Origin of the sequence: Candidatus Palauibacter sp. (assembly GCF_965237495.1) — a bacterium.
Taxonomy (GTDB): domain Bacteria; phylum Gemmatimonadota; class Gemmatimonadetes; order Palauibacterales; family Palauibacteraceae; genus Palauibacter.
This window is the reverse complement of record NZ_OZ250143.1, coordinates 3,367,510-3,391,222: the sequence shown is the minus strand read 5'-3', so window position 1 is coordinate 3,391,222 and position 23,713 is coordinate 3,367,510. Positions and strand designations below refer to the sequence as shown.

The following is a 23,713-nucleotide window of genomic DNA, read 5'->3' as shown; positions in this document are numbered from 1 at the left end:
GATCGCGCACTTCGGACCGAATCGACGCGTTTCCAGTCGGCCACAGATAAGCGGGCAGATGGTTGCCGGCAATATGCACAGGTGTAGAAAAACATGAGAGGGAACCGGTCCCTCACAAGCGAATCCGGAGCAGAAATGCAAACCTCAAGAGGAGTGAGCTCCCATGGCAATGAGTTTTGAGGAGTTGGACGAGGCCACACGCCAATGCATGCTGGAGGAATTCGAACTGGAGATCGCCAGCGAGAACCCCTACTACGGGCAGAACCTGTCCCCAATGGGTCGTGAGATGTTCCCGGAACTCATGAGGCAAGCCATCCGCGACGGCAACGAAGAGACCCTCACGGCTGCCTTGAATCGCGCGTCTTTCTGGAACCCGGCGGAGCCCCATACGAGGAAGGGAGTGGTTCACCAACGGAGGATCAATGTTCAGCAACAGTCAGAGCGTCTCGCGCTCACAGAGTTCAACACGTGGTATGTACGCGGGCTGGCGAGACGTCTTCTTGACGAAGGCGTGACGCAATGTCAGGTTTATCGAGCTGCGGTGCCCAAATGGCGAGCGCCCGCTGCTTGTCGCGAGCACGAAGGGGCGATCTTCCCAGTCAGCGTAATCTATGAGGGACACCGCGCACGGTATTGGCCGACGGCGAATCTTCAAGCGATATCGATTCCGTTTGGCCCCAATTGTCATCATACGATTCGTCGCGTGAGGTGAAACGGGTCTTGCGGCCCGGGCGGCTTGGCGCCGTGCGGCAGCCCTCGGACCGAGAATCGCCATCCCTGAGCGTCGACACCCGTGTCCTACCGTTGTGGGATGGGATCATCGCTAGCTCAGCTCGCAACGCCCCGGCACCCGCGCCGGGCTTCCAGCGCGGCACCCCGGACGCCCCGTTCGACACCGGTTCGGATGGGGCGTCGCGCTTCAAGTCAGGCGCCGGCGTCTCCCGCGAGCTTGCCGTAGACGAAGCCGACGAGGCCCCAGCCGGCGATGAGCAGGATCGACCCGACGACCCCCGCCACCAGCTCCACATCCCCCCTCAGCCAACCGTAGACGTTGGTGATGATCGCCTGCGAGATCGCGATGATCACGGCCGCTCTGACGGGGTCGCCCACCGACCGGTTGACCCAGTCCAGGAAGCACGTCGCCACGAGGCAGGTCACAACGAGCGCGAACCAGCCGGGCATCGTAGCGCCCGCCACGGGTACGTACACGAACCGGTACAGGACGTAGAAGAGGACGATCATGGAGACGAGCGCGCCGGCTTGCGCCTTGATGCGTGGGTTCATGATCCGACTCCTTTCTCGTTCAACCGTGGTTTGGCAATGCTCGCGGTCGTGCTCTTGCAATTTCCGGAGCCTGCGGAAGGATCTTCCGACGCCTGTCGCCGGGGCGGGCGGCGCTCCGGCCGAAGACTTCGGGCTATCGACCTAGCCCCAGCAGGACGGCGTTCATGAACAGGAGTTGCGTCGCCTCGGCATAGGCACGGTAGTTCGGGTCTTCAGCGAAGGCCACCAGTTGGCCGCGTCCCACGGACTGATGGATGAGGAAAGCCTTGCTGGCCAGTTGCGGCCGCGACTCCTCCCACACGATCCCGCTGAGGACGAGATTCTCGAGATCGGCGTAGCGGCCGACGTTCGTGCCTTCGTCCAGCGTGATGGGGCGGAAGACACGGGAGCCCTCGACGAGGACGCCGATCTCGCCATCGGTGCCCGCCGCCAACCAGTGCTCCGTGTCGAGCAGCGTGCGCAGGATCGCCCCCGGCACGCCCTCGGGCGACTCATCCTCCGGCGAGATCGCGTCGAGGTATTCGATGGGCTGCTCCGGGGTGTCGGGCTCGGGCGGATCGTCGCCCTCGGCCCGGCCGCCCCGGCGCTCAGTTTCGGTGTCGAGGAGGCCGGCCCGCGAGGCCCAGCCCGAGGACTCGGCCATCGTGATCAGCGTGCCGCCGTCGCGCATCCAGGCCCGCAGGCGGTCCAGGAGGCCGTCGCCCACGGCGCCGCCATAGTTGCCGCTCGGGAAGACGATGACGTCGTAGTCGGTCAGCCGCGCACGGCCGAGGCTCGAGGCCCGCACGGCGGTCGTGCGCTGGCCGTAGCGCCGCTCGAGGACGTAGCGGGCCCAGCCCACGGAGAGGCTCCGCCCGGGGGCATCGTAAACGAGCAGCACGCGCGGCTCGCGCAGCGCCCGGACTCGGCGGCTCCCCAGCGACATGCCCTCGCGCACGTACGCGTCGTCGATGGGGACGACTTCGGCGCCGTGGCGGGCCGCGATGCCGGCCAGGCGGCCGGGCAGGCCCGGGTCGTTCTCGGCCGCACGGACGATCGCGGTGCCGACGCCGAAGCGGCGGCCGTCCAGCGTGAACTCCGCGCCGGCCGCCCGGATACGGATGCCCTCGCGGAGCGCCTCGACCACCGCCGCGGCCCCGTTCGTGCCCCACGGGATCAGGTAGCCAACGAGCGCCTCGGGCAGCGCGGGCACGTCCGCCTCCGCCCCGCCCGCCTCGAGCGGGCCCGCCCCCGCCGCGATGGCCTCGCCGCGCGCGCCGGTCGCGGGCGTCTCGATCGCCTCCACGTCCCACAGCAGCGCCTGGCTCCACGCGGTCAGATCGTAGATCTCGTCCGGCTGCCGGTTCGCGCGGCGCTCGATCTGCCGCCGCACGAAGTCCTCCTCCATGGGGACGTGCGCGTCGAGGAGGTTGTGGATGAAGCGGTGCGTCGGCTGGTCCAGCGGCACGATGAAGCTCGCCTCCGCCGCCAGCGTCCGCTCGCCGACGGTCACCGGCCCGGAGGCGCGGAACACCTCGATCCCGTTCTCCGCCAGCATCTCCGCGAGCCGCGCCGCCATCCCCGGGTCGTGCGAGGAGTGCAGCACGATCTCCGCCGGGCCCCGCTCCCCGAGCGCAATCCCCTCGCGCCGGAAGGCGAGATAGTCACGCAGGATCCGCTCACGGTTCCTCGCGGAGGTGAGGGCGGTCTCGATCGCCGCCGTGAAGTGGTGCAGGACGCCGTCGCCGTACGTGAGCAGGTCGCCGTCCGATCGCCGCAGCGTCAGCGCCCGGGCGCTCGCCTGCTCGTACGTCATGCCCAGGGCGCCGTGGCCCATGGGCCACATGTCCACGTAGCCGGGATAGAAGAGGTCGTACACGTCCCGGTTGAAGTAGGCGAACCCGCGCGCGTCGAATCGGGCCCCGATCGCCTCCCCGAACACGTCCATGAGCGCGATCTGCCGCTCCCCGTACCATCGGTTGGAGGGCGGCGCCGTGGGCGGGAAGAAGTACGTCGCGTCCCCTCCCATCTCGTGCAGGTCCGCCACGATGTGGGGCCGGAACTCGAGGAAGATGTCCACCTTCCCGCGCGTCTCGGGCTGGCTCTGGATGAAGAGGTCCCGGTTGAGGTCGAACAGGTAGTGGTTCCCGCGCCCGCCGGGCCACGGCTCGTCGTGTTCGGCGGAGACGCCGGCCTCGTCCGGCCACCGGGCCCGCGCGATCCCGTTCTGGTACACGAAGCGGTTGCGCCCGTCCGGATTCTCCATGGGATCGATCAGAACCAGGGACTCCGAGAGGATGAGATCGACGTCCGGATCTCCGATGGCCGCGAGCAGCTGATAGGCCTCGGCCATGGCGGCCCCGCTCGAACTTATCTCGTTGCCATGCACGCCGTGCATGAGCGCGGTCACGACCGGCAGCTCGGCCAGGAGCGTCTCGGCCTCCGCGTCCGAGAGCCCGCGCGGATCGGCGAGCCGCGCGATCCCCGCCTTCACCTCCTCAAGCCGCGCCATCCGTTCCGGCGACCCGATGACGAGGACGACGAGCGGCCGGCCCTCCCAGCTCTCGGCGTAGCGGATGAGTCGCGTCCGCTCGGGGGCGGCGGCGGCGAGCGCCTCCATGTAGCGGATCACATCGTCGGGCGGCGTGACGGCCTCGCGGAAGCCGTGTCCCGCCACCTCTTCGAGCGTCGGGATCTCGGGGTCGTAGCGCGCTCCGGGGGCGAGTTCCTGCGCCTGGGTGGGCAGCTGGATCGCGGCGGCGAGCGCGAGCGTGGATAGCACGGGGCACTTCTCCGGGGTTCGGGGAACGGACGGACGGCGACTCACTATTGCACGATCCGCGCGGCGTTGCACCATGGGGCGATCGAGGTTCATCCTCAGGTTCGTCCGACCTTTGCCCCGCCACCCACGGTCCGGCCGGAGAAGACCCAATGAGCGAACCCGCCGCGCGCACCGGCTCCACCTTCTGGAAGAGCTTCGGCCCCGGCCTCATCTGGGCCGCGACCTCCATCGGGGTCTCCCACCTCGTGCAGTCCACGCGCGCGGGGGCGGAGGCGGGGTTCGCCTTCGTCGGCGTGATCGTCTTCGCGCTCATCCTCAAGTATCCCTTCTTCGAGTACGGGGCGCGGTACGCGGCCGCCACGCGCCGGAGTCTGGTCGAGGGATACCGCGACATCGGACGCTGGGCGCTGTGGCTGTTTCTCGCCATCACCCTCGTCACCGCGATCATCTCGCTCGCGGCCCTGGCGATGTTCATGGCCTTCCTCACGCGGTACGCGTTCGGGGCGGAGTGGCCGCTGGCGGCGACGGCGGCCGTGCTGATGGGCGCCTGCGTGACGGTCCTCGTCGTGGGGCGCTACCGGGGCCTCGACATCACGATCAAGATCCTGCTCGCGATGCTCGTCCTCTCGACCGTGGCGACCGCGCTCGTGGCGGCGCCGCGCGCGGACCTCTCGACGCTCGCCCTGTGGCCGGGCGACATCGTCGGCACCGTCGTCCCGTTCGCGTTCCTCCTCGCCCTCATCGGGTGGATGCCGTCGCCCGTCGACGTGGCGGTGTGGAGCAGCCTGTGGACGCTGGCCAAGGACAAGTCGACGGGCGCCCGGACATCGGTCGCGGACGCGAGGCGTGACTTCCTGGTCGGGTTTGTCGGGACGGGTATCCTCGCCCTCGTCTTCGTGTCGGTCGGGGCCACGGTCCTCTACCAGGCGGATGTGACCCTGAGCGGCGCCGGTGCCGTGTTCTCGACGCAACTCGTCGACATGTACAGCACGACGCTCGGCTCCTGGTCCCGTCCCATCGTCCTCGTAGCGGCGATGGCGACGATCTTCTCGAGCCTCCTCGCCGTGACGGACGGTTTTCCGCGGGCGATCGAGCGCACGCTCGCGAACCTGCGCGGTAGCGTCGCGGCGGAGACCGTCACCCGGGTGGGCGGGGTCTACTGGGGGAGCATGATCGCGCTCCCTCTCATCGCCATCTTCATCATCCTCGGCTTCTCCGGCAGCCTGACCGCGATGGTGGACTTCGCCACGATCGTGGCCTTTCTCACCGCGCCCATCCTCGGCTACTTCAACCTGCGCGCCGTGACCTCCTCCGCGGTGCCGGCGGAGCACCGGCCGGGCCGCCGCATGGTCGCCCTCACCTGGGTGGGGCTCGTCCTCCTCGGCGGGACCGGCGTCGCCTACCTCGCGTCGCTGCTCCTGTGAGCCTCCCGTGAGCGCCGCGTCAACGGAAGTCGTGGGGCGCGTCGTCCGTCTTCACCGCTACCCCGTGAAGTCGATGGGCGGCGAACGCCTCGAAGCGGTCTGGATTACACCCCGAGGCGTGGAGGGGGACCGGGCCGGGGCGCTGGTAGACCGCGCGACCGGACGCGTGGTGAGCGCCAAGCGGCCGCGCACGTGGGGCGCCGTGTTCGGTCTCTCGGCGAGCTTCGCGGGGGAGAACGGGGACGGGCCGATTGTGGTCCGGTTCGAGGGCGGGGAAACCGTATCGAGCGCCGACCGCCGGCGGCTGGAGGCCCGCCTGAGCACGCTGCTGGATCGCGACGTGGCGTTCGCGACCGAGTCGCCCGAAGGCGCGACGTGCGAGTACCACTGGCCCGACATGGACGGACTGGTCCAGGACGGACGTACGTACCGCGACGAGATCACGTCGTGGGAACTGCCGACCGGAGAGTTCTTCGACAGCTCGAGCCTGCACGTCCTGACCACGGCGAGTCTGGAGCACCTGCGTGCTCTCGTGCCCGGGAGCGATTTCCACCCGGACCGGTTCCGGCCCAACATCATCATCGAGCCGGCCGCCGGCGCGCGGGGGTTCGTCGAGAACGCCTGGGTGGGTCGAGCGCTGCACATCGGCGACGCCCGCATGCAGGTGACCAAGCCGTGCCTGCGCTGCGTCATGGTCACGCTCCCGCAGGGGAAACTGCCGAAGGATCCGCGGGTGCTGCGTGCCGCCTTCGACCATAACGAGGGGAACGTCGGCGTGAAGTGCGAGGTGGCCGGGGCGGGCACCGTCAGGGTCGGCGACGAGGTGTGCCTCGCCTAGACCGCCGCTGGGGGCGCGAGATCTCGCCTCCGGGGAAGGGAGTCCCCGCTGGAGCATTTCGGCGCCGTAAGCCTGATCCCGACCGCGGTCGTGCTGGCCGCCGCCATAGCGACGCGCCGGCCGGTCGAGTCGCTTATCGCGGGCGCGATCGTCGGGTTCGTGATCCTGGCGCCGAGCGATCCGCTCACGGCGTTCACCGACGGCATGGTCGCCGTCATGCAGAACGAGACGGTGGGCTGGATCATCCTCGTCTGCGCCCTCTTCGGCAGCCTCATCACGCTTCTCGTCCGGGTGGGCGCGGCGGCCAGCTTCGGCGATGCCGCTTCCGCGCGCATTCGGAGTCGCGGCGGGTCGCTGGCCGTGACGTGGCTGCTGGGGCTCGTCGTGTTCATCGACGACTACCTGAACGTGCTCGCGGTGAGTTCCTCCGTGAAACGCTTCACCGACCGCCACCGCGTCTCGCGCGAGATGCTCGCCTACGTCGTGGACTCGACCGCCGCGCCGGTGTGCATCCTCGTCCCCATCTCCACATGGGCCGCCTTCTTCGCCGGCCTGCTCGAGGACACCGGATGGGCGGAACCCGGCCGCGGCCTCGCCCTCTACGCCGACGCGATCCCGTACATGCTGTACGCGTGGATCGCCGTCGCCATGGCGGTGCTGGTCGGGATCGGCCTCGTCCCGGCGCTCGGGCCGATGCGGAAGGCCGAACGCCGCGCCCGGGAGACCGGCCAGGTCGTCCCCCCGGGCCTCGAGGAGGCCGCACTCGAGGGGGACATCGACGCGGCCGCTGCCGCGCGCGCCCGCCCGTGGCACTTCGTCCTCCCCATCGTGACGCTCGTGGCCGCCACGTGGCTGCTCGACCTCGACATCCTGAAGGGCGTCGTCGTGGCGCTCGGCATCACGCTCATCATGGTGGTGGGCACGCGGCTCCTGCGCGTACGCGCCGCGCTCGACACCGCCATGGCGGGGGTCCTCACGATGATCGTGCCGCTGGCGACGGTGTTCGGCGGCTTCCTCCTCAAGGAGGTGAACGACGGGCTCGGCCTCACGGCCTACCTCATCGAGACGGTGGAACCGCTGATGACGCCTCGGCTCCTCCCGGCCGTAACCTTCCTCACGATGTCGTTCGTCGCCTTCGCGACGGCCTCCTTCTGGGGAATCTTCGCGGTGGCGATCCCCATCGTGCTGCCGCTCGCGGACTCCGTCGGGGCGGAGATGCCGCTCGTCATCGGCGCGCTCATCTCGGCGAGCGCGTTCGGGAGCCACGCCTGCTTCTACGGCGACTCGACCGTGCTGGCCGCGCGGGGCGCCGGCTGCGGCGTGGTCGAGCACGCGCTCACGCAACTCCCCTACGCCCTCTTCGCGGCGGCGCTGGCCGCCGGAGGTTTCCTCGTTCTCGCTTGATCCCTCGTCGCGGTTTCTTGATCTTGGGAGGGGAGAGAGGAGGCGCTCTGCATGTCGAACCCGCCAGCATGACCGGACGAGGACCTCGCGCCGTCCTCGTCGCGCTGCTCGGATTTGGAGCCGGCGCGGGGGATCTCGCGGCCCAGGACCCGGACTGTGACGACCGTGCGGTTCTGGGGGCGGTGGTCCTTGACGAGTCCGGGGCGGTTCCGGTGCCGAACGCGACCGTGATCGTGCGGTGGACCGACACCGAGCGGGTGAGAAGGCCGGTGCGCGAGGATGTCGGAAGCGGTGGGCGTCTGGTTCTCTGTGCTCCGCGGGACGCGAGACAGGCCACGCTGTGGGCCGAGTTCGGGGACGCGTCCAGCGAGGAGGCGGTGGTCGTCATCGTCGCCGGGGCCTCCCACGAAGTAGAACTCACGCTGCGCTCGGGGCCGGTAAGGACCGGGCGGCTCATCGGCGAGGTGTGGGACGCCCTGACGGATGATCCGGTGGTCGCGGCGGCGGTGTCCGTCCCCGGTCGCATGGAGGTGGCCGAGACCAACCGCCGGGGGCGGTTCGTCCTCAGCGGTGTTCCGGTCGGAATGCAGGAGTTGGCCGTGCGGCACCTCGGTTACGCTCCGCTTTCGCATATGGTCGAGATCTCACGTGGCCTTACCACGGAGGTGGACATCGGTCTGGTCCCGGACCCGGTGGAGATGGAACCGCTCGTGGCGACGGCGTTGAGGTTGCGCCGGCTGGAGGTCAAGGGGTTCTACGAGCGCAGGTACTGGGGTGAACTCGCCGGCACGGGCACCTTCTACACGGCGGATGACGTCGATCGTCGCAGACCGGTGCTGATCTCGCACATGATCGCCGACGAGTCGGGCATCCGACTCGAGTGCGGCCTCCGGCGTACCACGTGCCGCCTGGTGAACACGAGGCTGTCGTCGGGGTTCACGCCCGATGCCTGTCCGCTGAGTTACTATGTGGACGGCATGCCGGCGAGGGGGGCTGCGCTGGACGAGTTCGTGAAGCCGGTCGAGATCGCAGGCATCGAGGTATACAAGGGACTCGCGTCGGGTCCGGCGGAGTTCCCCGCATCACGGTGCGGGATCATCGTTGTGTGGACAAAATAGGTCTCGGAAGAGAGACCTGAGGAGAAGAGGGAAGAGATGAGGAGAAGCAATGCGTGGTACCTGGCCGTCTTCTTCGTCGCGGGGTGCGGCGGAGGATCCGGCGAGGCCGAGATGGCGGAGATGGACGAGGCCGGGGACGACATGGCCTCGGCCGAAATGGCGTCCGCGGACATGGTGTCTGCCGAACTGAGTTGTGTCGTGATGGGGGACGCCGAGGGACGGCAGAGCCCGCTACAGGAGCTTCGGTTCTCGGCCGGCGGTGGCGAGGCGCTGCTGTGCTACGGAGCGCCTTCGGCTCGCGAGCGCGTGGTCATGGGCGAACTCGTTCCGTTCGGCGAGCCCTGGCGCGTGGGGGCGAACGAGCCCACGACGCTGCACCTGTCGGCGGTTGCCACGGTCGGCGGGGTCTCGCTCGCGCCCGGGAGCTACTCGCTGTACGCGACGCCCGGCGAGACCGAGTGGGAGTTCCACCTGAACTCGAACTTCGAGCGCTGGGGGATCCCGATCGACGCCGAGGTCCGGAGCGCCGAGATCGGCAGCTTCAGCGCCACGCCCTCCGCCACCGCGGGGATGGTCGAGATGATGACCTTCGAGCACATGGACGGCGCGCTCCGTCTCTCGTGGGAGAACACCCAGGTCGACATCCCGCTCGGCATGTAAGCCGAGACGCCCGGCGCCACCGTCAAGCTGGTCGGTGGCGCCAGAGGCGGGTCTCGAGGTGCCGCTTGACGGCGGGCCATTCGTGGCGCAGCACGGAGTACATCACGTCGTCGCGGACGCTCCCGTCGCGGCGTAGCGAGTGGTTGCGGAGGACGCCGTCCTTCTTCGCGCCCAGCGCTTCAATGGCCCGCTGTGAGCGCAGGTTCATGCCGTCCGTGCGGAGTCCCACCACTCCGCACTCCACCGTCTCGAACGCGTGCGTCATGAGGAGCAGCTTGCAGGCGGTGTTGACGTGCGTTCGCTGGTGGCTCGCTCCGTACCAGGTGTAGCCGATCTCGATCCGGTCCACTTGCGGCAGGATGTCGTGGTAGCGCGTGGAGCCGATCACGGCGCCCGTCTCCAGGAGCCGAACCACCCACGGCAGCATGTGGCCGGCGGCCTGACCCTCGAGCGCGGTCTCGATGTAGTCCGTGACCTCGTCCGGGGCGGGGACGAAGGTGAAGAAGAGGTTCCACAACTCGCCGTCCGCCGCCGCCTCGGCGAGCGCGTCGGCGTGCTCGGGACCCATCGGCTCCAGCCGGACGCCGTGGCCCTCGAGCGTCACGGGTTGAAGTTCGATCATCGAAGCGTCCCGAGGTCGGGAACGGCGGTCACGGGACCGACGGTCACTCGGTTCCCGCGCCGAGCATGCGGGCGCTGATCCCCTCCCGGTCGACCATCGTCCCCCGCAGGTAGACCGCGTCGATCCGCCGTGTGTTCATGATGTCGTCGAGCGGGTTCGCGTCGAGCACGATGAAGTCGGCGCTCTTGCCCGCCGCGATCTCGCCGAGGTCGTCCCAGCTCATCAGCTCGGCGGAGGTCTTCGTCGCGGCCACGATGACGTCGCCCGCCGTCATCCCGGAGCGGACCATGTCCTCCATCTCCTGATGCGGGGCCCAGGCCGCGTTGCCGTCGGTGCCGAAGGCGATCGTCACGCCGGCCTCGGCGAAGCGGGCGAGGTTGCGCGCCTGGATGCCGAACGCCTCCTGCGCGGCGGGGTTGTCCGCGGACGCCGCCTGCATCTCGGCCAGCTGCCCGGCGGGCACGGTGCCGCTCAGCCAGGACAGGTCAAGCGCCACCCCCGGCCCGGGGAGGTTGGGCACGAGGACCACCTCCGGGCGCTCGGCCCAGAGTTCCATGAGTTCGTCGTCCGCGTCGAGATCCCGCACGCCGTGGGCGAAGACATCGATTCCCGCCTCAAGCAGCCCCTTGGCGTCTTCCAGGTAGAAGACGTGCGCCGTCACCATGAGCCCGTGCTGGTGCGCCTCGTCGATGATCGCGCCGTAGAGTTCCGGGGAGAGCCTCTCGTACTGCCCCCCGCGATCGTCGACCCAGATCTTCACGATGTCGACCTGCCGCTCGGCCAGTTCCCGAACCGCGGTGCGCGCCTCCTCCTCCGTCTCGATCCAGTAGGGGACATCGGAGCGACCGGGCTCCGGCATCGTGATCCCGCGGCCGGCCGTCTTCGAACGGGCGGCGTCCGGGACGAGTTCCTCCCGCATCTGGAAGCCGACGTTGCCGCTCTCGGTGCCGAGGCTCACGACGGCCCCCGCCCCGTAGTACGCCATGTGCTGAAGTTGAGCGGTCCGTTCGTCCCGTTCGGAGGCGAGGTGGATGTGCGCGTTCACGACCGCGGGCATGACCGTCTTCCCGGAGAGATCGACCCGCTCGGCGCCGGCGGGCACCTCGACCTCGCCGCTCGCCCCGACCGCCGCGAACTGCCCGTCCTCGACGACGAACACGGCGGACTCGATCACCGAGCCGTCTCCAGTGATCACGCGGGCACCCTCGTACGCGACCGCGCCGGCGCCATCTTCGGTGCCGTCCGACGCGCAGCCCGCCACAAGCCCTGCAGCCGGAAGGAGGATCGCGAGGCGGGTCAGGGTGACCGATGGGGATCTCGTGGTTCGACGCATTTCAACCTCCTGTCAGGCTCTGTTGGGACGCCATTAGTATAGGAGCCCGATTGCTCGCGTGTACACGGACGAGACCGAGCCTGCGATGACCCAGATCTCCCGCACTCCGCACAACTTCGAACGCACCGCTTTCCTGCTGCTGCTCGTGCCATTCGCGGGGTGTGCCGCGGGGGACCCTGGAGGGGCCGCCAGCGACGACATCGTCCAGACGGCGCTCCACGACTTCCGGGTCGAGGAGGTGGCCGACGATCTGGTGCGGCCGTTCTCGATGGCCTTCACGCCGGAGGGCGATCTGCTCGTCACCGAGCGGCCGGGGCGGCTCCGCATCATCCGGGATGGCGTCCTCCTGCCCGATTCCGTGGAGGGTCTGCCTCCGATCCGGGCGCTGGGTCGCGGCGCGCGCTCCATGAGCGGCTTCGAGCAGGCCGGGCTACGCGACGCGATCCTTCACCCGGACTTCGCGACGAACCGGCTGCTGTACCTCAGTTACGTGAAGCCGGGTGCCGACTCGCTGGGCACGATCGCGATCGCCCGGGGCCGGTTCGAGAATGACCGACTGACCGATGTCGAGGAACTGTTCCACGCGGACGCGTTCGGGAACGGGACCGACCGCAGTTCGATGTGGGGCGGGCGCCTCGCCTTCGACCACGACGGCTACCTGTTCATGACGCTGGGCGACCGGCAGTGGCCCTCGGCGGGCGACCTCACGGCGCACCCGGCCCAGGACCTGTCGAATCACAATGGGAGCACGATCCGCATCCACGACGACGGCCGGGTTCCGGAAGACAACCCGTTCGTAAGCCAGGAGGGCGTGCACCCCGAGATCTGGACGTGGGGTCACCGGAACGCGCAGGGGATGGCGGTTCACCCGGAGACGGGCGACCTGTGGCAGAACGAGCACGGTCCGCAGGGCGGGGACGAACTGAACCTGATCGAGCCCGGTCTCAACTACGGCTGGCCCGTCGTGGGCTACGGGGTGAACTACCGGACCGGCGCGAGAATCCACTCCGGGACGCACGGTGAGGACATGGCGCCGCCGACACACATCTGGGTCCCGTCGATCGGCGTCTCCGGGATGCTCTTCTACACGGGCGACGCCTTCCCCGAATGGCGCGGGGACATGCTCGTGGGCGGGCTGAGCGGGCGGCGTCTGGCGCGGCTGCGGCTCGAGGGGCGGCAGGTCGTCCACGAGGAGACGCTGCTCCAGAGCATCGGCCGCATCCGCGACGTGCGCCAGGGACCGGACGGCTTCGTCTATCTCGCCGTCGACGGGGAGACGCGCGACATCGACGGGCCCGCGACCGGCATCGTCCGGCTGGTACCCGCCGGCCGCAGATAGCGGCCGGGCCCGCTACGCGCCGTCACCCCGAGCACGCTTCGACCTGCCCCCGTGGTCAGTCTTGATGCTCCGTTGATCTCCTGCGTTACCCTCCGCGTGGCGTTCGGCGTCGTTTGCGACTCGCCAAGTATTCTCCATAAGCTTGGACACGATGCGATCCGGAGCGGAAAGTGCGAACCGGATGGCCGATGAGAGGGTTCGATTGATGGACGAGCAGACCGCCGAGGTCCTCACGAAGGCCGTCGGCAAGATGATAAACGAGAAGATTCTCGAGATGCGGCTTCACCTCGAAGCCAGGATCATCCAGCTGCGCAACGAGACCGTGGCGGCCCGCGAATCCCTGATCCATGTTCGCCGCGACATGGCCGGTCTGCAGGCGCAGATCGCCAACCTGGATGCGCGTCGACCCGAAGTGAGGATGCCTGGAGCACGGTGATGATGCCCGAAGAGCCCAGAACCGGAATGCCGCCTTGGCACGCCCGTCTCATTCCGGTGCACCACCACGAGCCGGATTGCCCCCACGGCGCCGAGATTCCGGAGCACGACCGCATCCCCGGCCGCGGTCGTTGGCGCGCGACGTGCGAGTGGTGCTTCGACACCCATCTGCGTCGGACCATCGACTACGAGCTGGCGCTGGAGGGGCGTTCGCGGCGGGCCAGTTGACCGGGCCCGGAACCGGAAAGCCCCTTCCCGGCGGGATGCCTTTTTTCCTAAGTTTAACTGGGTAAAGCGCGTTCTCGCGCACCCCCGCTCATCAAAGGCGGCGAATGAAGACATTGAGTACGGGTGCGGTCATATGGCTCGGGCTTGCCGTTGCGGGTGGGCCGTCGGGGAGCCGTGCGCAGGATGTCGCGCCCGTCGCGCCACCGCCGCAGACCGTGGCCGCACACGTCGACGCCCCCGCGCCGACGCCGACCCCCGCTTTCGCCGACCTCACCGACGTCGTCCAGCGGTACTGCGTGCGCTGCCACAACGAGCGCCTGCTGCGGGGGAACCTCACGCTGGAGACGTTCGACGTGGAGGCGGCGCACGAGCGGGCGCCCACGGCGGAGAAGATGATTCGTAAGCTGCGCGCCGGGATGATGCCGCCGCCCGGCCAGCGGCGACCGTCGCCGGACACGCTCCTGGCGCTCGTCGAGACGCTGGAGACGGTGGTCGACCGCGCGGCCGCACGGGATCCGAACCCCGGCGCGCGGCGCTTCCAGCGCTTGAACCGGGCCGAGTACGAGCGCGTGATCCGCGACCTCCTCGATCTCGAGATCGACGCCAGCGGCTGGCTCCCGGCGGACACGTATCTGGGCGCGTTCGACAACATGTCCGACGCGCAGGGCCTCTCGACCACGCTGCTCGAAGCCTATCTGCGGGCGGCCACGGAGGTGAGCCGGTTCGCGGTCGGCAACCCGGATGCCCTGTCGCGTTCGGCGAAATACACGAACCCGATCGAGGTCTCGCAGCACGCGTGGGACCACCTCGAGGGCACGCCGTACGGGACGCGCGGAGGGATGGCCGTGACCCACGACTTCCCGGTCGACGGCGAGTATGTCTTCACGATCGAGACGCTCTTCGGCCAGGGGACCGGGTTCCAGGATGTCGACATCTCGATCGACGGCGAGGGGGTCGCGCTCCTCGGCCTCGAGCACGGCAGCCGCTCGACCTTCCCGATCCGGACCGAGCCGATCTTCGTGCGGGCGGGCCAGCGGCAGATCGCGGCGGCGTTCGTGCGCACGATCGAGGGACCGTACGAAGACCGCCTCAAGACCCCGGGCTGGTCGTTCGTCGGGGGTGAGGACTCGCAGGCGTGGGCGAACTACGGGATCACGGCGCTGCCCCATCTGAGCGACCTCATGATCACGGGCCCGCGGCGCAGCGCGGGGCTCTCCGAGACGGCGAGCCGCCGCAAGCTCTTCCACTGCCGTCCGGCGCAACCCGCGGCGACAGCCTCCGCGGAAGCGCGCGCCTGCGCGGAGGAGATCGTCACCCGGCTCGCGCGCGAGGCATACCGGCGGCCGGTCACCGAGGCGGACCTCGAGGGGCCGCTGTCGTTCTACGATGGGGCGGTGGCGGCGGAGGGCTTCGAGGTCGGCGTCCGGACGGCGCTGCAGGCGATCCTCGCCAGCCCGTCGTTCATCTTCCGGCTCGAGCGGGCCCCGGAGGGTGTGGCCGCCGACGAGAGCTACGTGCTCACGGATCTCGATCTCGCCTCGCGCCTCTCCTTCTTCCTGTGGTCGACGATCCCGGACGAAGAACTGCTCGACCTCGCCGCGGACGGACGGCTCTCGGACCCAGTGGTCCTGGAAGCGCAGGTACGCCGCATGCTGGCGGACCGGCGCGCGGAGGCGCTCTCGACGCGCTTCGCCTCGCAGTGGCTGCGGCTGCAGGACGCGGAGGACAACCAGCCGGAACCGTACCTGTACCCGGACTTCACGGGGCAACTGCGCGAAGATCTGGTGCGGGAGACGCAACTCCTCTTCGACCGGCTCGTGCGCGAGGACCGGAGCCTGCTGGAACTCTTCACGGCGGACTACACCTTCCTGAACGAACGGCTCACGGTTCACTACGGGATTCCGGGCGTCTCGGGGCCCGAGTTCCGGCGCGTGTCCTACCCGGACGACAGCCGGCGCGGCGTTCTGGGGCACGGGAGCGTGCTGCTCCTCACGTCCATGTCGGCGCGGACCTCGCCGGTGCTGCGGGGCAAGTGGGTGATGGAGGTGCTCATGGGTACTCCGCCGCCCCCCCCGCCGCCCAACATCCCCGCCTTCGATGACACGGAATCGGCGCGGGGAGGGCGGCTGCTCACGACCCGCGAACGGCTGGAGATGCACCGGGCAAACCCGACGTGCCGCTCCTGCCACCGCTTCATGGACCCGATCGGACTCGCGCTCGACAACTACGACGTGACCGGCCGGCTCCGGATCCGCGAGAACGGCGTCCCGCTCGACACACGCGGCACTTTCTACGACGGGACGGACGTGAGTACACCGGCCGATCTCGTCACGGTGCTGATGAAGCGGCCGATTCCGCTCGTCCGGAACTTCGCGTCGCACCTCCTCGCGTACGCGATCGGGCGGCGCGTGGAATACTTCGACGAACCCGGGATCCGCACCATCGCGCGGGAAGCGGAAGCGGCCGACTACCGGATGTCCTCGTTCATCCTCGGCGTCGTGAACAGTGACGCGTTCAGGATGGCGCGGCCCCAGCCCGTCGTGGACGAGCAGGGGGACGCGAGTCGAGCTGGAGGAGCTGGATCATGAACTTTGTCACCGGCACGCACCTCTCGCGCCGGACCTTCCTGCGGGGGGCCGGCGCCAGCGTGGCCCTGCCCCTTCTCGACGCGATGATTCCCGCGGGGCGGCTGTGGGCCGACCCGATGAAGGCCGCGAACTTCACGCGCCTGGTCTGCGTCGAGGAGTCGATGGGGGCGGCGGGCTCGAGCGACTGGGGCGACGCCCGGCACCTGTTCGCACCGGGGACGACCGGCCGGGACTTCGAACTCGTGGCCGACAGCCAGCTCAAGCCGCTGGAGGCGTTCCGCGAGTACATGACGATCGTCAGCAACACGGACTGTCGCTCGGCCGAAGCCTCGCGCGCGGAGGAGATCGGCGGGGACCACGACCGCTCGACGGCGGTGTTCCTCACCCAGGCGCACCCGAAGCAGACGCAGGGGTCGGACATCTACCTTGGCACTTCGCTCGACCAGCTGCACGCGCAGCGCGTCGGGCAGGCGACGGTGCTCCCGTCGCTGGAACTGTGCATCGAGGGGATCGATCGGGGCGGCGGCTGCGCGTACAACTACCACTGCGCCTACACGACCTCGCTCGCGTGGGCCTCGCCCGACCTGCCGCTCCCGGCGATCCGGGAGCCCCGCGTCGTCTTCGAGCGGCTGTTCGGGGCGGGTGACACCGCCGCGGATCGCGCGGCGCGCCGCCGCACCGACCGCAGCATGATCGACTGGATCGCCACCGAGGTCGCGCGGCTGAGGAGTGCGCTCGGCTCCGCGGACCGGATCGCGCTGGACGAGTATATCGACCATATCCGCGAGATCGAGCGCCGGATCCAGCTCGTCGAGGAACGCAACGCGAGCGGTGAGGAGCGGGAGATGCCGGAGGCGCCGTCCGGGATCCCCGACTCCTTCGAGGAACACATGCGGCTCATGTTCGATCTGCAGTCGCTCGCTCTGCAGACCGATCTGACGCGGGTCATCACCTTCAAGACCGGGTTCGATCAGTCGAACCGGGCTTTTCCCGACAGCGGGACGACGAAGTCCGTCCACGGGGCCTCGCACCACGGCAACGTCCCCGAGGACATCATGGACTTCAACCGGATCAACACGTACCGGCTGGGCCAACTCGCGTACTTCCTCGAGAAGCTGCGCGACACCGTGGAGGGAGATGCCTCTCTGCTGGACAAGACGGCGATCGTCTGGGGTTCGCCGATGGCCGACGGGAACCTCCACAACCACCGGCGCGCGCCTCTCCTGCTCCTGGGCGGGGCGAACGGCGCACTGGACGGGGGCATGCACCATCGGGCCCCGGACGGGACCCCGATGGCGAACGCGTTCGTGAGCCTGATGCGGAAGATCGGACACCCGGAGATGAGCGCGTTCGGCGACAGCGACGGCGCCTTGCCGCTCGATTTCGCGGGCGAGACGGCCTCCGGCGGGAGCGGCGCGCGATGAGGCGCGGCATGAGGCACGGAGCGAAGGGCGGAATGGCGCCCGGAGCGAACTCCGCCATGGTCGCGCTCCTGATTTCGGCGCTCCTCCCGGCGGCGGCGGCGGCGCAGGCAGGGTCGTCCGGCGCGGACGACCGGCTGCTCGCGGCCGCCCGGGACGGGCGGGTCGAGGTCGTGCGCGCGCTCGTGCGGGAGGGCGCGGACGTGAACGCGGCACGGGGGGACGGGATCACCGCGCTGCACCTGGCCGCCGAGCGGGGACACGCGGAAGTGGCCCGGGCGCTGATCGACGCGGGCGCGGCGGTGGACGCCGGGACGCGCATCGGTCGCTATACGCCGCTCCACATGGCTGGCCGCGGCGGGCACGGCGCCGTCGTCGCGCTTCTTCTCGAAGCCGGGGCCGACCCGAACGCCGCGACGACGAACAGCGGCGTGACCGCGCTGCACCTCGCCGCGGGCACCGTGGACGGCACGGCGGCCGTGACCGCGCTGCTCGACCACGGCGCGGACCCGAACGCCCGCGAGGGGTCGGCGGGGCAGACACCCCTGATGTTCGCGGCCGCCGCGAACCGGGCGGCGGCCGCGGCCGCGCTGCTCGAGGCCGGGGCCGACCCCGGCATCCAGACCGCCGCGGTCGACGTCCTGCCCAGTCTGGCGCTCGACCGTGAAGCCAACCGCCGCTTCCGGGACTGGATCGGCGCGCCGGCGGAGACGATCGGACCGTACGGGCCGGAGGTGGATCCGGAAGCGGAGTGGCCGGGCGAACCCGCCCCGGCACGCGTCCAGGCGGCGATCCGCGCGCAGCGCGAGTTCCTCCGTTCCGGCTTCGATGTAGGCGAGGTCGGCGCGCACTCGCTCGCCCGCGTCGGGCCCGACTACCCCGGCGGCCCCGACGTCGTGCGCCCCCCGTACCGCGAAGTCCTTGTCGGCATGACCGGCGGCACGACCGCGCTCCTGCACGCCGCGCGGGAAGGGCACATCGAGGCGGCCGCGGCGCTTCTCGACGGCGGCGCGGACATCGACCAGGTGAGCGCGGACGCGACCAGCCCGCTCCTCATGGCGATGCTCAACGGCCAGTTCGATTTCGCGCTCGTCCTCATCGAACGCGGCGCCGACCCGGATCTCGCCGCCTCGACCGACGGCGCCACCCCCCTGTTCGCCGCGCTGCAGACGCAGTGGGCCCCGAAGTCCAACTATCCTCAGCCGCGTGCTCAGGACCGCCAGCAGGCCGGGCACATGGAGGTGCTGCGCGCCCTGCTCGAAGCCGGCGCGGACCCCGACCCCCGGCTGAACACGCACCTGTGGTACTGGGAGTTCGGGCTCACGAAGATGGGGATCGACCTCACCGGGGCGACGCCGATCTGGCGCGCGGCCTTCGCGCAGGATATCGAGGCCATGAAGCTGCTCGTCGCGCACGGGGCGGACCCGAACATGCCCACGCGCTGGCCGGAAGTCGGGATGCGGGAGCGACGGCAGCAGGACGGCCGGCAGCAGGAAGATTCCGCGCTGCCCTGGATTCCCGAGGGAGCCCCGAACGCGTGGCCGCTGCACGCGGCGGCGGGCGGGGGTTATCTGGGTCTCGGCGCGTTCAGCGTCCGCAGCCGTCCCAATCAGTTCATCCCTGCGGTGAAGCACCTGATCGAGGAACTGGGCGCCGACGTGAACCAGCTCGATTCCTGGCTCTATACGCCGATGCACTACGCGGCTTCGCGGGGCGACAACGAACTCATCGAGTATCTGGTGTCGCAGGGTGGAGATGTCACGGCCATCACCCGTCTCGGGCAGTCCACGGCGGACATGGCGCGCGGCGGTCGGGCCGGGTTCTTCACCCGCGTGCCCTACCCCGAGACCGTCGAATTGCTGACGCGGCTGGGGTCCACGCTCGAGTGCCTCCACACCCACTTCCTCGACACGGGCGACGCCTGCCCCGGCGCCGGCGTCAACGACCCGTGGGCCCCCGCGGCACGCGTGACGACCGAGACCGGGGCCGAGACCGGGAAGAAGGACAGGAAGCAGACGAAGGGGGAGAAATGAAGACTCGCCCGCTGACGCTCCTCGTCGCGATCGGGGCTGCGACCGCGGCTGCGGCCGCCTCCTGGGCGTGCGGCGGAGAAGGCCGGGCCGCGAACCCGGCGAACGGGGCCGTCGTGAAGGGCGGCGACGACCGCACCGGCGCCTACGACCCCGTCGAGGGCTGGTGGAAGCCCGCCCCGAATCACGACGACGAGTGGGGTTGGGGACAGGTGGCCGGCGTGGCCGTGGACCACGCGGACCGCATCATCGTCGTCACACGCGGCGACTGGCCCGCCGACCGCTCGGCCCCCCGCAACGGACAGATCCGCCGGACGAACTTCGTCGTCGCCGCGAACGGGAACGGCGAGATCGTCGAACAGTGGACGCAGTGGGACTCGATCTTCACGCTCCCGCACCAGGCGTACATCAACCCCTACGACCCCGACCGGCATGTGTGGGTGATCGACAGCGGCGGCGGGCAGGGGCACATGCGGGTCGTCAAGTTCACGAACGACGGCAGCGAGATCGTCATGCGCCTGGGCGAGCGGGACCATCCGAAGACGCGAGAGGCCGCGCGCGCGCGATCCGACTGGGACCCTTATACTTATGGGTGGCCGTCGAAGCTGGCGTTTCTCCCGGACGGGAGCTTCCTCCTCGCCGACGGGTACTGGAATTCACGGATCATCAAGTATTCCGAGGATGGGGAGTTCATCATGCAGTGGGGCGCGCTGGGAACCGGGGCGGGCGAGTTCGATCTCCTTCACGGCCTCGCGGTGGACGAGGATCGGGTCTACGTCGCGGACCGCCAGAACGAGCGCCTGCAGCTGTTCACGCACGACGGGGAGTTCATCGAGGAGTGGCCGAACATCTTCGACCCCGTGAACATCTGGCTCGATGAGAACGGCGCGGTGTGGGTCCTGGACGCGAGCCTGAACCGCGTGCTCAAGTATGACCGGAACGGCGTCCTTCAGGATTACTGGGGCGCCTACGGACAGGCGGGCGCCATCGGCCGCGGTACCTGGCCGGGCGGCCTGTCGCTGCCGCACCAACTCGACATGGACGAGGAGGGTAATCTGTACATCGCGTCGTACAGCGGGGGCTGGATCAACAAGTTCACCCCGAAGCCGGACGCCGACCCCGACCGACTCCTCGGGCCGCGGCTGCTGCTGACGAATTGAGGGGACGGGAGGAAGTCGAACGGATGAAGGCCAGGCGCATTCGCGCCTCCGTGCGAGGAGCGACTCTCCTGCTGGCTTCTCTCTCGGCAGCGTGCGGCGAGAGCCCGACGGGTCCGGTTGATCCGCCGGAACCGCCGCCGCCCGCACCGGTCGCCACGCTGCTGGCCGCCTGCGAAGGCGGGTCGGCCTCCGGTTTCCCGTGCGAGGGCGTGGACCTGGTGGGGTGGCTGCTTCCGCGCGAGTTGCGGCCGGGAAGGGTGGCCACCTCCCTGAACGACATCTGGGGCTGGACCGATCCGCAGACGGGGGTGGAGTACGCCCTCGTCGGGCACTTCGACGGCCTCTCGATCGTCGATCTCTCCAACCCGGTCGAACCGAGGCCGGTCGCGTTCATGCCCTCCGCCTTCTCGGAGACCCTCTGGCGGGACATGAAAGTGTATGCGGATCACGTGTACGTCGTCTCGGAGATTACGGGGCACGGGATCCAGGTGCTCGACCTCACGCGGCTTCGTGAGTTGACTGAGTTCACGGAACTGAGCGCGGACGCCAGATACCGGGATGTGAGCGCCGTCCACAACCTCGCGATCAACGAAGAGACCGGCTTCGCGTACGCCGTCGGAAGCAACTCCGGTGGCGAAACGTGCGGGGGCGGCCTGCACATGATCGACCTCTCGGATCCGAAGAACCCTACCTTCGCGGGTTGCCACGCCGAGGCAGGCACCGGTTGGCATGGGACTGGATACACCCACGATGTCCAGTGCGTCGTCTATCGAGGTCCCGACGCGGAACACGCGGGCCGCGAGATCTGCGTGGGCTCGAATGAGACCGCGGTCGTCGTGTCGGACGTGACCGACAAGGCGAACCCGACGACGTTGTCGACCGCCACCTACGCCGACCACGACTACATCCATCAGGGATGGCTGAGCGAGGATCACCGGTATTTCTATCAGAACGATGAAGGGGATGAAAGAAACAACCGGGTCTCACGCACACGCATGCTCGTATGGGACATGGCCGATCTGGACGATCCCGTCCTCGTTACGGAGCACCTGGGCCCCACCGAAGCCATCGACCACAACATCTACGTCCACGAGGATGTGATCTACCACTCCAACTACACGTTCGGCGTGCGGATCCTCGACATCTCGAATCCGGCGCATCCCGTGGATCAGGGCTTCTTCGATACGGTACCGGACCATGACGACAAGACGTTCGGCGGGTCCTGGTCGACGTACCCCTGGTTCGAGAGCGGCATCTTCGTCGCCACGAGCCGGGACGAGGGTCTCTTCGTCCTGCGTCTGCAGCAGTAGCCTCCTCAGTACCGACCTCTGCGTCCGGCGCTGGTCCTGCCTCCTTCCCGGACCCCGATCAAAACGTGGGCCGCCGCCCCGGTGCGTGACGATTCTTGGCATATGTAACATAATATATTACTTTCCTGAAGAATCGTATTACAACCGCAGGATGTCGGAACATGTTTGCTCGGGAATATGTCGCCAACCTGGCGGCGCGTGGAGACTATCACTTCACCACCGATGACGTCGCCAAGGCTACCGGACGTAGTCCGCGCGCCGTTCGAGCGCAGTTGCGGCGACTAAAGGCCCGAGGCACGATCGCCGAACCCGTGCAGAGTTTTCACATCATCATCCCGCCGGAATACAGGAGCCGAGGCTGTCTCCCGCCGGAGCAGTTCATTCCGCAACTGATGGGGCTGATCGGGGAGCCCTACTATTTTGCGCTGCTCAGCGCCGCTCAGAGACACGGCGCGGCGCACCAGCGTCCGCAAGTCGACAAGGTCATGGTTCGAAAGAACCGCCCCTCCATCGAGTGCGGGCAGGTTCGCGTCGAGTTCGTCGCGCGTCGTGATCTCCGCCGAATGCCTGTGTGCGAGTTCAACACGCCGCGCGGGACGGCTCGCTACTCCACCCCCGAACTGACCGCGCTGGAACTCGTCGGCTACCCCAACTATGCCGGCGGGTTAAGCAACGTTCTTGCAGTCCTGCGCGATCTTGTCGACGAGATGGAGGCCGAGGGTCTAGTGGAGGCCGCACACCTGTCACCGGTAAGCTGGTCGCAGCGCCTCGGATATCTCCTCGAACGCATCGAGGAAATTGATCTTGCCCGAGCGCTCCGTCCCCTCGTCAGCGCGCACGCTCAAAGCTTCACGCCCCTTCGCCGCGCCGTCAGCCGCATCGGGGCCGACCGTAATGGAACCTGGAAGCTCATCGTGAACGTCGACATCGAGCCGGACGAATGATCCCTCGGGACTACATTACACGCTGGCGGGCCCAGGCGCCGTGGGTGATCGACGCGCAGGTCGAGCAGGATCTTGTGATCAGTCGAGCACTGGTCGAGCTGTTTCGAGTGCCCGCTCTGGCAAACAGGCTCGCCTTCCGCGGCGGCACCGCCTTGTACAAGCTCCACCTGACGCCGCCCCCAAGATACTCGGAAGACATCGACCTCGTTCAGGTCCGCCCTGAGCCGATCGGAGATACGCTTGACCAGATGCGGTCGCGGCTCGATCCGTGGTTGGGAGAACCTCGGCGGACTTTCAAGGAGGGTGCGGTCAAGCTGATGTACCGATTCGCTTCGGAAGATGTGCCGCCGCTGAAACTACGCTTGAAGGTTGAGATCAACACCCGAGAGCACTTTTCCGAGCTCGGGCTCAGGAGTGTAGCGTTTCTCGTCGACAGTCCATGGTTTGGCGGAACTGCGGAAGTGACCACTTACGCACTCGAGGAACTGCTCGGAACCAAGCTCAGGGCGCTCTACCAGCGCAGGAAGGGGCGCGACCTCTTCGATCTCTGGTATGCCTTGGAGATGGGTTCAGTCGACCCGCGTACCGTTCTGACGTGCTTCCTTCGTTACATGAGGGAGAATGGCCACTCCGTCACGCGGGCACAGTTCGAGGAGAATCTCCAAGGGAAACAGACGCTGCGCGACTTCCGCGAAGACATGGACCCCCTGCTCCGACCGGGACTCTCGTGGGACATCGGCACGGCCATGAACGTCGTTAGGGACCGATTCGTCGCGCTCGTGCCGGGCGACCGGTGGAAGGGGACGGCGTAACC

General features: G+C 68.7%; 20 protein-coding genes. 16 read left to right on the top strand and 4 right to left on the bottom strand.

The window, feature by feature from the left end; genetic code table 11:
- Window positions 1-163: 163 nt before the first annotated feature.
- Window positions 164-712: a hypothetical protein gene (locus ACPXY0_RS14920; protein ID WP_423925877.1), complete on the top strand. Its 549-nt coding sequence runs from the start codon at window positions 164-166 to the stop codon at window positions 710-712.
- Window positions 713-924: 212 nt separating this feature from the next.
- Here ACPXY0_RS14920 and ACPXY0_RS14915 read toward each other — a convergent pair whose 3' ends face one another.
- Complete coding sequence (locus ACPXY0_RS14915; protein ID WP_423925875.1) at window positions 925-1,284, bottom strand: hypothetical protein; 360 nt, start codon at window positions 1,282-1,284, stop codon at window positions 925-927.
- 133 nt (window positions 1,285-1,417) lie between these two features.
- Window positions 1,418-4,045, bottom strand: a complete 2,628-nt coding sequence (locus tag ACPXY0_RS14910; RefSeq protein ID WP_423925873.1) for a M14 family zinc carboxypeptidase — start codon at window positions 4,043-4,045, stop codon at window positions 1,418-1,420.
- A gap of 149 nt (window positions 4,046-4,194) precedes the next feature.
- On the opposite strand from ACPXY0_RS14910, the gene ACPXY0_RS14905 reads away from it, so the two are divergent.
- From ACPXY0_RS14905 to ACPXY0_RS14885, 5 genes are all read left to right on the top strand, one after another.
- Window positions 4,195-5,469, top strand: coding sequence for an NRAMP family divalent metal transporter (locus ACPXY0_RS14905; RefSeq protein WP_423925871.1), 1,275 nt, complete (start codon window positions 4,195-4,197; stop codon window positions 5,467-5,469).
- Between the two features lie 7 nt (window positions 5,470-5,476).
- A complete protein-coding gene (locus ACPXY0_RS14900) occupies window positions 5,477-6,307 on the top strand; it encodes an MOSC domain-containing protein (protein WP_423925869.1) in 831 nt (276 codons plus the stop codon).
- 48 nt (window positions 6,308-6,355) lie between these two features.
- Window positions 6,356-7,711: a Na+/H+ antiporter NhaC family protein gene (locus ACPXY0_RS14895; RefSeq protein WP_423930707.1), complete on the top strand. Its 1,356-nt coding sequence runs from the start codon at window positions 6,356-6,358 to the stop codon at window positions 7,709-7,711.
- Window positions 7,712-7,779: 68 nt separating this feature from the next.
- A complete protein-coding gene (locus ACPXY0_RS14890; protein WP_423925867.1) occupies window positions 7,780-8,829 on the top strand; it encodes a carboxypeptidase regulatory-like domain-containing protein in 1,050 nt (349 codons plus the stop codon).
- 36 nt (window positions 8,830-8,865) lie between these two features.
- Entirely contained in the window at window positions 8,866-9,489 is a 624-nt protein-coding gene (locus ACPXY0_RS14885; protein ID WP_423925865.1) for a DUF2911 domain-containing protein, read from the top strand.
- A 22-nt stretch (window positions 9,490-9,511) separates the two neighbouring features.
- On the opposite strand, the gene ACPXY0_RS14880 is transcribed toward ACPXY0_RS14885, so the two are convergent.
- Window positions 9,512-10,111 (bottom strand): GNAT family N-acetyltransferase, encoded by a 600-nt coding sequence (locus tag ACPXY0_RS14880; RefSeq protein WP_423925863.1) that lies wholly within the window; start codon window positions 10,109-10,111, stop codon window positions 9,512-9,514.
- A 43-nt stretch (window positions 10,112-10,154) separates the two neighbouring features.
- The gene (locus tag ACPXY0_RS14875; protein ID WP_423925861.1) at window positions 10,155-11,444 is read right to left on the bottom strand and encodes an amidohydrolase family protein; all 1,290 of its coding nucleotides are present in this window, start codon (window positions 11,442-11,444) and stop codon (window positions 10,155-10,157) included.
- Window positions 11,445-11,529: 85 nt separating this feature from the next.
- Between ACPXY0_RS14875 and ACPXY0_RS14870 the strand changes: the two genes are divergently transcribed.
- The 10 genes from ACPXY0_RS14870 to ACPXY0_RS14825 all read left to right on the top strand — a co-directional run bounded on the left by ACPXY0_RS14870 (window position 11,530) and on the right by ACPXY0_RS14825 (window position 23,711).
- Entirely contained in the window at window positions 11,530-12,783 is a 1,254-nt protein-coding gene (locus tag ACPXY0_RS14870; protein ID WP_423925859.1) for a PQQ-dependent sugar dehydrogenase, read from the top strand.
- Between the two features lie 181 nt (window positions 12,784-12,964).
- Window positions 12,965-13,219, top strand: coding sequence for a hypothetical protein (locus ACPXY0_RS14865; RefSeq protein WP_423925857.1), 255 nt, complete (start codon window positions 12,965-12,967; stop codon window positions 13,217-13,219).
- 26 nt (window positions 13,220-13,245) lie between these two features.
- Window positions 13,246-13,446 carry a hypothetical protein gene (locus tag ACPXY0_RS14860; RefSeq protein WP_423925855.1) on the top strand — a complete coding sequence of 67 codons (201 nt, stop codon included), beginning with the start codon at window positions 13,246-13,248 and terminating at the stop codon, window positions 13,444-13,446.
- A gap of 104 nt (window positions 13,447-13,550) precedes the next feature.
- Entirely contained in the window at window positions 13,551-16,034 is a 2,484-nt protein-coding gene (locus ACPXY0_RS14855) for a DUF1592 domain-containing protein (protein WP_423925853.1), read from the top strand.
- On the top strand, window positions 16,031-17,458 hold the full coding sequence (locus ACPXY0_RS14850; protein WP_423925851.1) for a DUF1552 domain-containing protein: 1,428 nt from the start codon (window positions 16,031-16,033) through the stop codon (window positions 17,456-17,458). Before ACPXY0_RS14855 ends, ACPXY0_RS14850 begins: the two co-directional genes overlap by 4 nt.
- 8 nt (window positions 17,459-17,466) lie before the next feature.
- Window positions 17,467-19,488, top strand: a complete 2,022-nt coding sequence (locus tag ACPXY0_RS14845; RefSeq protein WP_423925849.1) for an ankyrin repeat domain-containing protein — start codon at window positions 17,467-17,469, stop codon at window positions 19,486-19,488.
- A complete protein-coding gene (locus ACPXY0_RS14840) occupies window positions 19,485-20,645 on the top strand; it encodes a 6-bladed beta-propeller (protein ID WP_423925847.1) in 1,161 nt (386 codons plus the stop codon). The genes ACPXY0_RS14845 and ACPXY0_RS14840 overlap by 4 nt, the downstream gene beginning before the upstream one ends.
- A gap of 23 nt (window positions 20,646-20,668) precedes the next feature.
- Complete coding sequence (locus ACPXY0_RS14835; protein ID WP_423925845.1) at window positions 20,669-21,955, top strand: choice-of-anchor B family protein; 1,287 nt, start codon at window positions 20,669-20,671, stop codon at window positions 21,953-21,955.
- A 161-nt stretch (window positions 21,956-22,116) separates the two neighbouring features.
- Entirely contained in the window at window positions 22,117-22,899 is a 783-nt protein-coding gene (locus ACPXY0_RS14830) for a type IV toxin-antitoxin system AbiEi family antitoxin (protein WP_423925843.1), read from the top strand.
- A 44-nt stretch (window positions 22,900-22,943) separates the two neighbouring features.
- The gene (locus tag ACPXY0_RS14825) at window positions 22,944-23,711 is read left to right on the top strand and encodes a nucleotidyl transferase AbiEii/AbiGii toxin family protein (protein ID WP_423925841.1); all 768 of its coding nucleotides are present in this window, start codon (window positions 22,944-22,946) and stop codon (window positions 23,709-23,711) included.
- Window positions 23,712-23,713 lie beyond the last annotated feature (2 nt).